General features: G+C 74.6%; 15 protein-coding genes. 4 read left to right on the top strand and 11 right to left on the bottom strand.

Features of this window, described 5'->3' with window-relative positions; genetic code table 11:
• Nucleotides 1–93: 93 nt before the first annotated feature.
• The 10 genes from ACFV0O_RS05110 to ACFV0O_RS05065 all read right to left on the bottom strand — a co-directional run bounded on the left by ACFV0O_RS05110 (nt 94) and on the right by ACFV0O_RS05065 (nt 8918).
• The gene (locus tag ACFV0O_RS05110) at nt 94–1104 is read right to left on the bottom strand and encodes an urease accessory protein UreD (protein WP_380336530.1); all 1011 of its coding nucleotides are present in this window, start codon (nt 1102–1104) and stop codon (nt 94–96) included.
• Nucleotides 1101–1772: an urease accessory protein UreG gene (gene ureG / locus ACFV0O_RS05105; protein ID WP_380336528.1), complete on the bottom strand. Its 672-nt coding sequence runs from the start codon at nt 1770–1772 to the stop codon at nt 1101–1103. Before ureG ends, ACFV0O_RS05110 begins: the two co-directional genes overlap by 4 nt.
• Before the next feature lie 12 nt (nt 1773–1784).
• On the bottom strand, nt 1785–2465 hold the full coding sequence (locus ACFV0O_RS05100; protein WP_380336695.1) for an urease accessory protein UreF: 681 nt from the start codon (nt 2463–2465) through the stop codon (nt 1785–1787).
• Nucleotides 2466–2587: 122 nt separating this feature from the next.
• The gene (gene ureC / locus ACFV0O_RS05095) at nt 2588–4312 is read right to left on the bottom strand and encodes an urease subunit alpha (protein WP_380336525.1); all 1725 of its coding nucleotides are present in this window, start codon (nt 4310–4312) and stop codon (nt 2588–2590) included.
• Nucleotides 4312–4749: an urease subunit beta gene (locus ACFV0O_RS05090; RefSeq protein ID WP_380336523.1), complete on the bottom strand. Its 438-nt coding sequence runs from the start codon at nt 4747–4749 to the stop codon at nt 4312–4314. The genes ureC and ACFV0O_RS05090 overlap by 1 nt, the downstream gene beginning before the upstream one ends.
• Before the next feature lie 23 nt (nt 4750–4772).
• The gene (locus ACFV0O_RS05085) at nt 4773–5624 is read right to left on the bottom strand and encodes a cobalamin biosynthesis protein CbiX (protein WP_380336520.1); all 852 of its coding nucleotides are present in this window, start codon (nt 5622–5624) and stop codon (nt 4773–4775) included.
• A gap of 3 nt (nt 5625–5627) precedes the next feature.
• Nucleotides 5628–5933, bottom strand: coding sequence for an urease subunit gamma (locus ACFV0O_RS05080; protein ID WP_360251049.1), 306 nt, complete (start codon nt 5931–5933; stop codon nt 5628–5630).
• Between the two features lie 57 nt (nt 5934–5990).
• The gene (locus tag ACFV0O_RS05075) at nt 5991–6902 is read right to left on the bottom strand and encodes an urea transporter (RefSeq protein ID WP_380336517.1); all 912 of its coding nucleotides are present in this window, start codon (nt 6900–6902) and stop codon (nt 5991–5993) included.
• A gap of 329 nt (nt 6903–7231) precedes the next feature.
• Nucleotides 7232–7966, bottom strand: a complete 735-nt coding sequence (locus ACFV0O_RS05070; RefSeq protein ID WP_380336514.1) for an alpha/beta hydrolase — start codon at nt 7964–7966, stop codon at nt 7232–7234.
• Between the two features lie 196 nt (nt 7967–8162).
• Nucleotides 8163–8918 (bottom strand): alpha/beta fold hydrolase, encoded by a 756-nt coding sequence (locus tag ACFV0O_RS05065; protein WP_380336512.1) that lies wholly within the window; start codon nt 8916–8918, stop codon nt 8163–8165.
• Between the two features lie 223 nt (nt 8919–9141).
• Here ACFV0O_RS05065 and ACFV0O_RS05060 point away from each other — a divergent pair, with 223 nt between their 5' ends.
• The 3 genes from ACFV0O_RS05060 to ACFV0O_RS05050 all read left to right on the top strand — a co-directional run bounded on the left by ACFV0O_RS05060 (nt 9142) and on the right by ACFV0O_RS05050 (nt 11181).
• Nucleotides 9142–9675, top strand: coding sequence for a SigE family RNA polymerase sigma factor (locus ACFV0O_RS05060; RefSeq protein ID WP_380336510.1), 534 nt, complete (start codon nt 9142–9144; stop codon nt 9673–9675).
• A complete protein-coding gene (locus ACFV0O_RS05055; RefSeq protein WP_380336508.1) occupies nt 9672–10574 on the top strand; it encodes a hypothetical protein in 903 nt (300 codons plus the stop codon). The genes ACFV0O_RS05060 and ACFV0O_RS05055 overlap by 4 nt, the downstream gene beginning before the upstream one ends.
• A gap of 139 nt (nt 10575–10713) precedes the next feature.
• Complete coding sequence (locus ACFV0O_RS05050) at nt 10714–11181, top strand: hypothetical protein (protein WP_380336505.1); 468 nt, start codon at nt 10714–10716, stop codon at nt 11179–11181.
• A 78-nt stretch (nt 11182–11259) separates the two neighbouring features.
• Here ACFV0O_RS05050 and ACFV0O_RS05045 read toward each other — a convergent pair whose 3' ends face one another.
• Nucleotides 11260–12477, bottom strand: a complete 1218-nt coding sequence (locus ACFV0O_RS05045; protein ID WP_380336502.1) for a glycosyltransferase — start codon at nt 12475–12477, stop codon at nt 11260–11262.
• Nucleotides 12478–12649: 172 nt separating this feature from the next.
• Between ACFV0O_RS05045 and ACFV0O_RS05040 the strand changes: the two genes are divergently transcribed.
• Nucleotides 12650–13499: nucleotidyltransferase domain-containing protein (locus ACFV0O_RS05040; protein WP_380336501.1), on the top strand; the 850-nt coding region annotated here is incomplete at its 3' end.

Genomic DNA, 13499 nt, shown 5'->3' with positions numbered 1-13499 from the left:
CGACCACCCTGCCGACGCCTGAGCCGAACCCCGAACCCCGACCGCCGAACCCGGCCCCGGCCGGGCCTCAGGTCCTGCGGAGTCGGCCGGGCCTCAGGTCTTGCGGAGTTCCGGCGCCGGCGCACCGATGAGCAGCCGGCGCACCGCGTCCCAGGCGGACCGCAGCGCGGCCGCGCAGGCGCGGGTGTCGGAGCCGAGCAGGCGCAGCCAGGCGCCGCTGTCCCGGGGGAGCACGCTGACGCCGTACAGCAGGCCGCAGTCGGCCAGGGCCTCGTGCAGGGCGTCCGCGACCCGTCCGGGCGGGGCGAGCGGGCTCAGGACGTAGAGGCTGGACATCACGTCGTGCCCGGCGAGGACGGCCGGACCGGTCACGCCGCTGCCTGCGCCGGCGACTCCACTGCCGCCGGCGCGCCCTCGCGACGGCTCCAGCCGCACCGCGTCCAGGGCCACCGGGCTGCCGTCCGGGCGGCGCACGTCGAGGTCCGAGGCGAACACCCGGTAGGCGTTGCGCTCGCCCCGGGCGAGGCGGCCGGCCAGGACGGTCTCGCTCGCCAGCACGGTGGCGTCCGGGTCGACGGTCAGCACGGTGCGCTGGTAGAGGCGGGAGTCGACGAAGGGGATCACCGGCTCGGGCAGGTACTCGACGTAGGCGCCGGGGCCTGCCGTCAGGTGGACGAGCTGCGTCGCGTAGTCGTGCTCCATCCGGTAGACCTTGGTGGCCGCCTGGGTGGTGAGGTGGACGGCCGTGCCGGCGCCGCAGCGCACGTCCGTCCGCAGCCGGTCGGCCTGCAGGATGCCGCCGCCGGTGGACAGCAGGAAGGTGACGGCGAGGTCGGGGCGGGCCGGGTCGTAGTACAGCGGGCGCATGATCTGCAGCGGCGACTTCTGGTAGTGGCCGGTGAGTTCGGTGCGTCCGCCGATCCGCTCGAAGGCGAGTTCCAGCAGTCCGACCTTGCCGGGGCGCCCGACCGCGAGGGTGTCGGGCGTCCCGGCGTGGCGGCGGACCTCGTGCGGGACGCGGGCCGGCTCGTAGTGCCGGGGGTCGAGCCGGGGCACCGCCGGTGGTACGGGGTCCTCCTCGGCCGCGGTCGCGGTCACGGTCACGCGGGCACCTTCCGGAAGGTCTCCAGGAACGCCGCGATCTCCTCCAGCCCCTCCCCCGTCAGGCAGTTGGTGAGGGCGACCGGGCCGCCCTCGCGCACCCGGCGGGCGTCGGACTCCATGATGCCGAGGTCGGTGCGGACGTACTGGGCGATGTCGATCTTGTTGATGACCAGCAGCTCCGACTCGGTGATGCCCGGGCCGCGCTTGCGGGGCATCTTCTCGCCCTCGGCGGTGTCGAGGACGAAGAGGAACAGGTCGACCAGCACGGGGCTGAAGGTCAGTGTGAGGTTGTCGCCGCCGGACTCGAACAGCAGGGTGTCGACGTCCGGGAAGCGTTCCAGGAGTTCGGCCCCGGCCGCGAGGTTCATCGTCGGGTCGTCCCGGACGGCGGTGTGCGGGCAGGCGCCGGTCTCCACGCCGACGACCCGCTCCGGGTCCAGCACTCCGGCCAGGGCGCGGCGCACGTGCTGGGCGTCCTCCTGGGTGTAGATGTCGTTGGTGATGACCGCGGGGCGGTGGCCGCGCGCGATCAGTACCGGGACGAGCGCCTCGATCAGCGCCGTCTTGCCGGAGCCCACCGGTCCGCCGATGCCCACGCGGAGCACGTTCTCGGTCAACTCTCCTCCTCTGGTGCGAAATTGCCGGCTCGAAGGTGCTGTGTGAGGCACGGAGCCGCGGGTTCAGGTCGCGAACAGCCGGGCCTCGGCCCGTTCGTGCCGTCCGGACATCGCGTCGGCGACGGGCACGCAGCCGCCGAGGTCGGCCGATTCCCTTTCCAGCGCGGCCGCCACGACCTCCCGGATGACCGGCGCGGCAGCCCGTAGCACCACCTGCGCCCGGCGGTGGTCGGTCAGCCGCAGGCGCAGCGCCGCGCCGACGAAGCTGGTGCAGAACGCGAACAGATCGCCGGTGACGGCCTGTTCGACGGGGACGCGGGCCGCGGCGTAGGCCACCCCGGCGGCCACCGCCTGGCAGCCGGGGGCGCGCTTGTCCGCGACCAGTGCCGCGTACCGCTCCAGCGGTTCTCCGCCGACCGACTCCCGGGCGATGTCCAGGAGTTGGCGTCCGGTCCGGGTGGCGGCCAGGCGTAGCTCACGGTTGAGCTTGGTGGCGTGCAGCCGCTGGTCGGTCTCGGCGAGCAGGTCCCAGTCGCCCGCCGAGGCGGCGCGGTGGGCCAGCGCGAGCGCGGTGGCGTCCGACGGTCCGACGCCGTGCCGCAGCAGGTCGGCGAGCAGGTCGGGGAGGGTGTCGGGGGTGACGGCCCTGGCCTGGGCGTAGCCCTCCAGGCCGTGCGACAGGGTGTAGAAGCCGCTGGGGAAGGCGGAGTCGGTGAGTTGGAGGCAGACCAGCAGGGCGTCCAGCCGGTCCTCGGCGGCGCTGCCCGCGCCCGGGGCGGTGGGGGCGGACCCACCGACACGGACGGGTCCGTCCGCCCGGGAGGCCGCGCTCGCGCGAGGCGTGCCGTCCGCCGGGGAGGCCGCGCTCACGCGAGGTAGAACAGGTGGTTGAGCGGCAGTTCACGGGCCGGCTCGATGGTCGCGGGCTCGCCGTCCAGGGTGACCTTGTACGTCTCCGGGTCGACCGCGATCTTCGGCAGCGCGTCGTTGCGCACCATGTGCTGCTTGCCGACCGACCGGCACCGCCGCACCGGGAGGACCCGGCTGTCCAGCCCGAGCCGCTCCGGGACGCCGAGGTCGACCGCGGCCTGTGACATGAAGGAGACCCGGGTGGCCTGCCTGGCCCGTCCGTACGCGCCGAACATCGGCCGGTAGTAGACCGGTTGGGGCGTGGGCAGCGAGGCGTTCGGGTCGCCCATCAGCGCCCAGTTGATCACCCCGCCCTTGATCACCATCTTGGGCTTGGCGGCGAAGGAGTTGATCGGCCAGAGCACGATGTCGGCGAGCTTGCCGGGCTCCAGCGAGCCGATGTGGTCCGCGGTGCCGGAGGCGACGGCCGGGTTGATGGTGAGCTTCGCGAGGTAGCGCAGCACCCGGACGTTGTCGTGGCGTTCGCTGTCGCCGGCCAGTTTGCCGCGCTGGTCCTTGCAGTGGTGGGCGGTCTGGAAGGCGCGGGTGAAGGTCTCGCCGATCCGGCCCATCGCCTGCGAGTCGGAGGAGAAGATCGAGATGACGCCCTCGTCGTGCAGGACGGTCTCGGCGGCGATGGTCTCGGCGCGGACCCGGGAGTCGGCGAAGGAGACGTCCTCGGGGATGTCGTGGCTGAGGTGGTGGCAGACCATCACCATGTCGAGCAGTTCGTCGACCGAGTTGACGGTGTAGGGCAGTGTCGGGTTGGTGGAGGACGGCAGGACGTTGGGCTCGCCGGCGATCCGCATGATGTCGGGGGCGTGGCCGCCGCCCGCGCCCTCGGTGTGGAAGGTGTGGATGGTGCGGCCGTCGATCGCGGACAGGGTGTCCTCGAAGTAGCCGGACTCGTTGAGGGTGTCCGTGTGGATGGCCACTTGGACGTCGTACTCGTCGGCGACGCCCAGCGCGCTGTCGATCGCGGCCGGGGTGCTGCCCCAGTCCTCGTGCACCTTGAGGCCGCACACGCCCGCCTCGACCTGCTCGCGCAGCGCGCCGGGCAGCGAGCCGTTGCCCTTGCCGAGCAGCCCGACGTTGACCGGGAGGTCCTCGACGGCCTGGTACATCCGGCCGATGTTCCACGGGCCGGGGGTGCAGGTGGTGCCGTTGGTGCCGTCGGACGGGCCGGTGCCGCCGCCGATGAGGGTGGTGATGCCGTTGCTGAGCGCCTCCTGCACCTGCTGCGGGGCGATGAAGTGGATGTGGGTGTCGATGCCGCCGGTGGTGGCGATCAGGTGCTCGCCGGAGATCACCTCGGTGCCGGGGCCGATCACCAGCCGCGGGTGCACGCCGCTCTGGGTGTGCGGGTTGCCGGCCTTGCCGACGGCGGTGATGAATCCGTCCTTGATGCCGATGTCGCCCTTGACGACGCCGAGCACCGGGTCCAGCACGACCACGTTGGTGATGACCAGGTCGAGCGCGCCCTGGGCGGAGGTCGCGGCCGGGTCCTGCGCCATGCCGTCGCGGATGCCCTTGCCGCCGCCGTAGACGGCCTCGTCGCCGTAGTGGCCCTGGTTGAAGTCCCGTTCGACCTCGACCACCAGGTTGGTGTCGGCGAGGTGGAAGCGGTCGCCGACGGTGGGGCCGAACAGGTCGGTGTACTGCTTGCGGGAGAGGATGGCCATCAGCGGACGCCTTCCTGGTGGATCTCGGTGGGGAAGTCCCGGGGCCGGTCTTCCTTGAGGTCGAGGTTGGTGCCCTTGAAGCCGAGGGCGATCGCCCGGTCGATGGCCCGGGCCCGGGTGGCGGGCGCGGTGGTGCCGCCGTCGACCAGGTTACTGAAGCCGACCAGGCGGCGGTGGCCGCCGAACTCGGCGAGCGTGACGTCCTTGGTGTCGCCCGGCTCGAAGCGGACGGCGGTGCCGGCCGGGATGTCCAGGTGCTTGCCGAAGGCGGCGTTGCGGTCGAAGTCGAGGGCGCGGTTGGCCTCGAAGAAGTGGTAGTGGGAACCGATCTGGATCGCCCGGTCGCCGGTGTTGCTGACCGTGACGGTGACCTTGGCGCGGCCGGCGTTGATCTCCACCGGGTCGTCGCCGTACAGGTACGCGGCGCCACCAGACATGGCTGGCCTTCCTCTCTGCCGGTTCAGTGGGGGGTGGGTGCGGGTGCGTGGGGGTGGTGCTGGTGGGCTTGGTGGGGGTGCGGGTGGCCGTGGTGGTGTGCCTCGCCCGGCCCGTGGATGTGGCCATGGGCGTGGGTGTGGGCGTGGGTGTGGGCGTAGCCGTGCCCGTGCTCCGCGTCGAGGCCGGCCGCGATGCCGTCCTCCCCGTGCCCGAGCAGGTGCAGCGCCGCCGCCGTCCGGGCGGCGACCACGCCGGCGAGCGCGGCCGGCCGCAGCAGCGGACCGCCGTCGCGGGCCCCGGACGGTGCCGGGTGCGGGGCCGGGCCGAAGGAGGCCGGAACGGCCGTCACCTCGCGGGCTCCGAGCAGGCGGCAGCGTTCGGCTCCCTCGACCGGGTCGGGGTCGCCGCCCTCGAAGGCGACTTCCACCCAGCGGTGCCGCCCGTACTGGCGGACCAGCCGGGCGATCCGGAACAGCTCGGCGTCCTCGAAGGGGCCGGCCGCCGGGGCGGTGACCAGCAGCGCGCCGTCGGGGGCGGGGCCGGCCGCGGCGCGCAGCCAGCCGACCAGGTGCTCGGCGGCGGCGAAGGGCGCGGTCAGGGCGAGCCGGCCGCGGCCCTCCCCGGCGGCGAGCCAGCGCAGGGCCCGGGCGGCGTCGGCCACCAGCCGGGGGTCGCGGCCGAGCGTCATCGGCACGACGCACACCGGACCTTCGCCGTCGGCCAGCGCCGACCGCACCGCCTCGGTGAGGGGGCGTCCGGCGGGGGCGGCGGCGTGCACGGCGGGGTCGGCCGCCACCAGCGCGGCCAGGTCCCGTCCGCCGTGGCTCTCGTGGCCGCCGGCCAGCACCACGGTGGCGGGCTGCGGTCGTGCCATGGTTCAGGCACCCACCGGGTCGTGGCAGGAGACGAGTTTGGTGCCGTCCAGGAACGCGGCCTCGACCTGGAGCAGCGGCAGCATCTCGCGCACGCCGGGCATGACGTCCGCGTTGCCGACGACGTGTTTGCCGATCTCCATGCACTCGGCGACGGTGCGGCCGTCCCGGGCGCCTTCCATGATGGCCTCGCTGATCAGTGCGCAGGCCTCGCTGTAGTTCAGTTTGACGCCTCGGTCGCGGCGTTTGCGGGCCAGGTCGGCCACGACGTAGATGTACAGCTTGTCCATCTCACGCGGCGAGAGATTCACGGGAATCACTCTTCCTTTCCGAGGATCCGATGAAATGCAGGGGAGTTGGACGGAGAATCAGACCCGGCGCAGACGGGGAACGGCCGGCACGGCCGCCAGGAACAGCATCGTGGTCAGCACGAACGGCCAGGTGAAGGCGTGGCCGCCGAAGGGCGCGCAGATCGCGGCGAGCGCCGGGGTCAGGACCGTCGCCACGGCCGCGCCCAGCAGGGCGTAGGCCGCGCTCCAGCCGCTGGGGGCGACGAACACGCCGCACAGCGCGAGCGCCACCAGGACGCCGCTGTAGCCGAGCAGCCCCTGCCCGACGGCGTCGGCGGGCGCGCCCAGCCCCCAGGCGGCGAGCAGTCCGGTGGCGCTGCCCGCGCAGGCCATCAGGCCCGCCAGGCTGCTCGCGGCGAACAGGCCGGCCAGGAACAGCAGGCCGACGTACCACTGGGGCATGAAGAAGACCTGGCCGATGTTCGCGAAGAACCCGCGCCAGAGTTCGCCCCAGCCCGGTCCGCTCTCCCCGCCCGCCGCCACGGGCAGGGCACCGGACGTCCCGGAGCCGTGCCACAGCCGCCGGAATCCGGGGGCGGCGGCCGTGACGGCCGTCGCGACCAGGCAGAACGGCGCGGTCAGCGCCGGGATCCGCCACGTCGACAGGACCGCCCCGAGCCCCGCCGTGGCCACCACGGCGGCGGCCGATCCGAGCACCGCCAGCACGACCGTGGCCGGCTGCCCGGCCCCGAGGAGGACCGCGCAACCCAGCGCCACCAGGCACCCGTTGTACCCGTGCAGCCCCGCCCCGACCGCACTCCGGTCGAGCCCCAGCGCGTACGCGACGGCGGTGGAGACGGCGCTGCCGAGCAGACCGTAGAGCCCGTACGGCGGGCCGGCCGCGAACAGTGCGGCAACGAAGAGGAGTCCGCAGACGACGGACGGCATGAAGTCGACCTGTGCGACACCGCGCAGGACTTCCGCGACCACCCTGACGGACGCCGTCCCGACGGATTCCGTCCCAACGGATGCCGTCCCGACGGATGCCGTCCCGCCGGATGCCGGACGAGCCGCCCCGACCGCGCCCTCCCCACCCTTGCCCTGACCCATGCTTCGCACCAATTCCCGGTACGGCCGGTGGATTCGGAAGCAACCCCCGGCGATTCCTCCGGAACCGTACTCCGACGGATTGCGAACCAGAATGCGCACGGGGAGCTACGTCAAGTCGACGAAGCGTGACGATCAGGGCGCTGAGCTGCAACAATTTGTTGAAATGACGGCCGGTGAGGTCGCTGAAGAGGGAAATTCTTTGCGAAGTTTTACTCGGTGATTCCCAAGTGCCGGACCAGGAACCGCTCCGAGGCCGCCACCTGGAACTCCGGCACCTCCAGGTGCCCGCCCGGATTGGCGTGCAGCGTCTTCTCCCGCGAGCCGAACGCGTCGAACAGCGCCAGCGCCGTCCCGCGCGGGACCAGCTCGTCGTCCCACTGCAGGACGAACTCCGTCGGCACACCCACCCGGCCCGCCGCCTCCACCTGAGCGGCGGCCCCCGTCAGCCCGAACACCGCGGCGGCGATCCGCGGTTCGGCTGCCGCGAGCGGGATGCCGACCACGCTCCCCAGCGACAACCCCCAGAACCCGACCGGCCCGAAGCCCTCCCCCGCCCCGCCGAGCGCGTCCAGCACCGCTACCCACTCCGGCACCGCCCGCTCCGCGAGGGCCGCCGTGTGCCGCGCCACCCAGGCGCTGATCGGCCGCCGCGCGGCCAGCAACTCCCCGATCTCCGTGACGAACCGCTCGTCCTGCGCACTGCGCGGCCGCTCCCCGTGCCCCGGGGCGTCCAGCGCCACCGCCGCGAAGCCGTACCGCGCGGCGCACCGCCGGGCCCGCTCCGCCATGCCCAACTTGTCGCCGCCACCACCGTGCCCGAGCAGCACCAGCGGCCGGCCGCCGAGCGGCGGCCCCTCCGGCTGCCACAGCACACCGGGCACGCCGTCGACCGTGAAACCGCGCTGCGAGACGCCGTCCGAGCTGATCTCCGAGATGAAGTGCACCCGGCCATGATGGCGCCCGACACACGTTCGAGTCCCGGGTTTCGCCGCCGTGGCCGATAGTCGCCGGGCCCGCACCCCTCCGCGCGCGCCCGCGGCCCCGCGACCCCGCTCCGCGCGCGCCCGCGGCCCCGCGACCCCGCTCCGCCGTGACCGGGCCCGGGGCGCCGGTCCCGGCCGCCGCCCCACGCCCCGCCCGCTAGACCTGCGCCGTCTCCCGCAGGAAGTCCAGCAGCAGCGCCGTCGTCTCCTCCGGCCGCTCCAGGTTCGGCAGGTGGCCGGCCCACGGCAGTTCCAGGTGCCGGGCGTTCGGCAGGACGGTCGGCAGGTGCGCCGCGATCCCCCGGAAGTCCGGCACGTCGTGGGCGCCGCCGACGACCAGGGTCGGGGCCGTGATCAGCGCGAGGTCGACCTCCTCCCGGTCCGGGCCGACCGTGGCGTCCGCCTGCACGTCGAAGGCGTGCCGCTGCATCCGCCGCACGCTTGCGCGGGTTGCCTCGTCCGCCTCCGGCCCCAGCCAGGTCTCGACGTTGAGCTCGACCGCCCCGTCGATGTCACCGGCCTCGATCAGCTCGTCCTCGCGCCCGCCGAAGGCCCGCAGTTCCTCACTGGGCAGGTGCCCGGGCATGCCCGGTGCGAGCAGGGCCAGCGCGGTCACCGCCGCCGGTCGCAGCCCGGCCACCGTCAGGGCGATCCGCCCGCCGTGCGAGGCGCCGACCAGCGTCGCGGACCCGATGCCCAGGTGGTCCAGCAGGGCCAGCACGTCACCGGCGTCGCTGTACGGCGCCTGCGCGAGCGGCGATTCGCCGAACCCTCGGAAGTCGCCCCGCACCACCCGGTACCCGGCGTCGGCCAGCCGCTGCCACTGCGCGTCCCACATCCGCCGGTCGCACACCGAGGAGTGCAGCAGCACCACGGCGGGTCCGCTGCCCGCCACGTCATGAGAAATGATCATTCGGCGGATGCTAACGGCCCCTTCCGCGATCGCCAAGCGATTTCGGGCGCACCGCGGTTCACCGGCCCGCCGCACCTCACCCCCTCCCGGCGCGGTCCGCCGTTCCCGCCGCACCTCACCGAGCCCCGGCGGCCCGCCCGGCCGTAGCACCGGATGAACGAACCCGGGACGGAAGTAAGCGCTTCCGGCCGCGCACGGGCTCTGAGCGGGTGAGGAGGTGCTCATGGGAGACACGAAGAGCGGGCGGGACGAGGAGTTCCAGGCGTTCGTCGTCGCGGTCTGGCCACGTCTGGTGCGAACGGCGTACCTGCTGGCCGGGGAGCAGTACGCGGCGGAGGACCTCGTGCAGTCCGCAGCGGAGAAGGCCTGCGCGGCCTGGTCGAAGGTCCGCCGCGCGGACGATCCGTACGCCTACGTGCGGCGGATCCTGGTCAACCAGCACGCCCGCCGCTGGCGGCGCCGGCCGCCGGAGCTGCTGGTGGACACGGTGCCGGACGCCGCGGCGGTGGAGGACGGGTACGCCCGGTCCGACCAGCGCGGGGCGCTGCTGGCCGCGCTCGCCACCCTGCCGCCGCGCCAGCGGGAGGCCGTGGTGCTGCGGCACTGGGAGGACCTGAGCGACAGCCAGACCGCGGCGGCCATGGGCTGCTCGGCGGGTGCGGTGCGCAGCCACGCGGCGAAGGGCATCGCGCGGCTGCGGCAGGTCACCGAACTGGTGGGACTCAAGGACACGACACACATCGGAGGAACGGTATGAGCGCGCACGTGGACGGCGACAAGGACCTGTGGGTCGGGCTCGGCCTCGCGGAGGCGGCGGCCGGCGCGAAGGTCGGTCCGGCGCCGGTCGCGGACATCGTGGCGGGCGGCCGCCGGCTGCGGAACCGCCGCCGCACGGTGGTCGGCGCGGTGGCGCTGGCCTCGGTGGTGGCCCTGTCGGGCGGGGCGCTGACCCAGCTGCGCCCGGACCCGGCGGCCACGGGCGCCGCCGTCGCCGCCGGCAGCGGTCCGGTCGCCGTCGGACCGGCCGCCGCTCCGGCGACCACCGCCGCCCCCGGGGCGCGCGACCCGTTCACCCCGGTCCGGGTGCGGCTGGGGCAGGGCGTCGCCAACGGCAAGACCTGGGAGATCTGGCAGGCGCTCTGGCCGCTGGCGCCGAAGGACCGGGCGTACGAGCAGGCGCTGGCGGTGTGGCAGGAGCGCGCTCCCTTCGACTCGAACATCGCCAAGCCGACCCCGGAGTACGTCGCCCAGTACTGGCAGGCCGACTCGGATGTCATCGACACGTACTTCGTCGTGGACGGGGTCCGCCTCGGCCACGACTCGGCGGGTGACACCCCGGCCCCGGGCCGACTGGACCCGCGCAGCGCGGCCGACTTCAGCGGCGGCCTGTTCGGCCGCAGCAGCAAGGACGGCATCGTGCCCCCGGTGGACGTGGTCGTCATCTCCCTGGGCCCCGACGTCGGCCGGGTGGTGGTGCACTGGGCGAACGGCACGAGCACCGAGCCCGAGGCCGTCACCGTCGGGGACTCCCCCACCCGCCGCATGGTGGTGGCGCGCCCGGGGACCGTACGGGCGACGTCCTGGGAGTTCTACGACAAGGCCGGCAACCGGCTGCAGGACCGCGACGCCAAGTTCCTGACCGAGCCGGCTTCCTGACCGGGCCGGGTTTCGTCACCGGGTCGGCTTCCTGACCGGGCCGACTTCGTGACCGGGCAGGTCCCTTGACCGCCGGGCCCGGTGACCGGATCCTCGGGGCGCCCGGCGTGCGAGCCCTTCCGCGTGGTCTCCTGGACGGATGACGGTTCAGGGGGATGCGGGTTCCGGCGCGGACGCGGATGCGGTCGCGGTGTCGACGAGGACGGTGGCGGGCCGGTGGGGGTGGGGCTCGCTGGGGCTCTTCCTGCTCGCCTTCGCGGGGTTCGAGGCGGTGAAGCACGGCGGTCCCACCGTCCCGCTCGCGGTGGCCGGGCTGCTCATCCCGTTCGCGGCGGGGCTCGTTCCGCAGGCGGGGAGCGCGCTCGCCCGGCACCTGCTGCTCCGGCCGTGGGTGCCGCTGCTGGTCACCGCGGTCTGCACCGCGGTCCCGGGCCCGCCCGAGGACACCGCCGCGCCCTTCGCCCTCGGGCTGGCCTGGCTGGCCCACCTCGCCCTGCGCGCGGCCCTTCGCGACGACCGGCGCGGCGTGCCTCACGGCGTGCTGCGCAGAATGCCTCGCGGGGTGCCTCGCGGGGACCGGACGACGGCGGGACCGGCGGGCCGGTAGCAGTCCGGCAGCGAGCCTTCGGGAGTGGGAAGTCGGCAGGACCGACGTCCCACTCCCGCGGTGGTCCACCGGTGGCCGTCAGCCGGCGGCGGCCTCCAGCAGCAGCTTCGCCGCCACCGCCGCCCCGTCGTCACGGATCCCGCCCGCGACGGCCGCGGCCCGCTCGGCGATGCCGGGCGTCAGGGCCTGCCGGAGGGCGGCGGACAGGGAGTCGGCCGTCGGGGTCGGGCCGTCGTGGGCGACGCCGATGCCCAACGCGGCGACCCGGCCGGCCCAGTACGGCTGGTCGACGATCTGCGGCACCAGGACCTGGGGCACGCCGGCCCGGGCGGCCGTGGTGGTGGTGCCCGCGCCGCCGTGGTGGACGACGGCGGCGACCCGGGGGAACAGCGCCTGCTGGTTGACCTCGTCGACGGCGAAGCAGTCGGCCGCGCCGTCGGCCTCGGCCAGCCGGGCCCAGCCGCGTCCGAGCAGGACCCGGCGGCCCTGTGCGCGGACGGCGTCGACGGCCGCCCGGGCGGTGGCCGCCGCGTCGTGCAGCGGCATGCTGCCGAAGCCGACGTACACCGGTGCCTCACCGGCCGTCAGGAAGGCCTCCAGGTCGGCGGGCAACGGGCGGTCGTCCGGCAGGATCCACGCGCCGGTGTGCACGACCTCGCGGTCGGCCGGGAGCAGCCAGGGGCCGAGGGTCGGGTCGGTGGCCAGCCACGGCCGGTCGGTGAAGACGTGGTCGCGGACGTTCTCGGCCACCGGCAGCCCGACGGCCGCCCGGTGGCCGTTGACCGCTTCGCCGAACAGCGCGTTCATGGCCTCGACGTTCAGCGCCCACAGCTCCCGGTTGTCGGTCACCTCCGCCGGGTAGGGCCGCATCGGGTACTCGAACGGCGGGTGGTGCGGGGAGGGCAGCATGGTCGGCTGCAGGGCGACGTACGCGAAGTGCGCGCCCAGCTTCTCGGCTGCCGCCTGCGCGCCGGCGACGGCCGGGAACAGTCCGGTCGCCACCACCGCGCCGCCGGGTTCGGCCGCCACGAGGACCGCCTCGTGGAACTGCTCGACCAGCGCGGCGGCCCGCCGGGGGAAGTCCGTCGGCGCCGGGCGCGACCCGGTCACCAGTGAGCGCACCGACTGCCCGACCGGCACCACCTCCACACCCGCCTCGGCCAGCCGGGCCGCGAACTCCTCGTCCGGCGGCGCGCACACCCGCACCCGCGCACCGAGCGCGCGCAGGTGCACCGCCAGCCCGGCCAGCGGCTCGACATCCCCGCGCGACCCGTACGTCGACAACACCACTCGCACGTCGTGACTCTCCCATATATCCCTGGTCCTGGCTTCGAGTCGGTGATTCTGCGGCACGACCGGGGCCTTGCGGCAAGTCCCCCCGTGCGTTGTAGGTTGAGGGTGGCGGGGAGTGGGTGCACCTCCCCGGCCGCCCCGGGGCCCGCTCCGGACGGTCTGTCAGACTCCTTCCATGCGGGCGATCATCGAGGACATGGCCGGGCAACTGACCGCGGTACCGGGCGTGGTGGGAGTGATGCTCGGGGGAAGCCGGGCAAGGGGCGAGCACGGTCCGGCGTCGGACTGGGACCTCGGGGTGTACTACCGGGGCGACGGCCTCGACCTGGCGGCGCTGCGGGCGCTCGCCGGGCCCGGGGTGGAGGTGGCCGGACCGGGCGGGTGGGGACCGTGGGTGAACGGCGGTGCGTGGCTGCGGGTCGACGGGGTCGCCGTGGACTGGATCCTGCGCGACCTGGACCGCGTCGAACGGGTGTGGGCGGACTGCCGCGTGGGCCGCTACGAGGTGGGCGTGCAGCCCGGCCACCCGCTGGGGTTCTGGTCGCCCTGCTACGCCGGCGAGGTGGCCTGCGGGCAGGTGCTGGCCGACCCGACGGGCAGGCTGGCGGAACTGAAGCGGCGGACCGCCGACTACCCCGAGCCGCTGCGCGCGGCCCTGACGGCCGCGGCGTGGGAGGCGGGGTTCCTGCTCGACGTCGCCGCGAAGGGCGCGGCCCGCGCGGACGGCCTGTACGTGTCGCTGTGCCTGTCCCGGGCGTTCGGGGTCCTGGTGCAGGCGCTCCACGCCCACGACCGCCGCTGGTGCCTGAACGAGAAGGGCGCCCTGGCCGTCGCCGAGCGGCTCCCCGCCGCGCCGGCGGACTTCGGCCCGCGCGTGCGGGCCCTGCTGGCCGCGCCGGGCGGCACGGCCGGGGAGCTGTGGGGGGGGGGGGGGGCGGGCGCGGGGCGGGGGGGGGGGCGGGGGCCCGCGCCCCCCCCCGCCTGTCGGGGGCGCCGCGGCGCGGCCGCGAGGTGGGACTGTATCT

Origin of the sequence: Kitasatospora sp. NPDC059577, assembly GCF_042735475.1 — a bacterium.
Taxonomy (GTDB): Bacteria; Actinomycetota; Actinomycetes; order Streptomycetales; family Streptomycetaceae; genus Kitasatospora.
This window is presented reverse-complemented; position numbering and strand designations above follow the sequence as displayed.

Bases quoted from the DNA above. Each gene is read 5' to 3' on its own strand.
- ureC (WP_380336525.1), bottom strand. From the start codon at position 4,312: ATGGCCATCCTCTCCCGCAAGCAGTACACCGACCTGTTCGGCCCCACC.
- ACFV0O_RS05090 (WP_380336523.1), bottom strand. From the start codon at position 4,749: ATGTCTGGTGGCGCCGCGTACCTGTACGGCGACGACCCGGTGGAGATC.
- ACFV0O_RS05085 (WP_380336520.1), bottom strand. From the start codon at position 5,624: ATGGCACGACCGCAGCCCGCCACCGTGGTGCTGGCCGGCGGCCACGAG.
- ACFV0O_RS05065 (WP_380336512.1), bottom strand. From the start codon at position 8,918: ATGATCATTTCTCATGACGTGGCGGGCAGCGGACCCGCCGTGGTGCTG.
- ACFV0O_RS05060 (WP_380336510.1), top strand. From the start codon at position 9,142: ATGGGAGACACGAAGAGCGGGCGGGACGAGGAGTTCCAGGCGTTCGTC.
- ACFV0O_RS05055 (WP_380336508.1), top strand. From the start codon at position 9,672: ATGAGCGCGCACGTGGACGGCGACAAGGACCTGTGGGTCGGGCTCGGC.
- ACFV0O_RS05050 (WP_380336505.1), top strand. From the start codon at position 10,714: ATGACGGTTCAGGGGGATGCGGGTTCCGGCGCGGACGCGGATGCGGTC.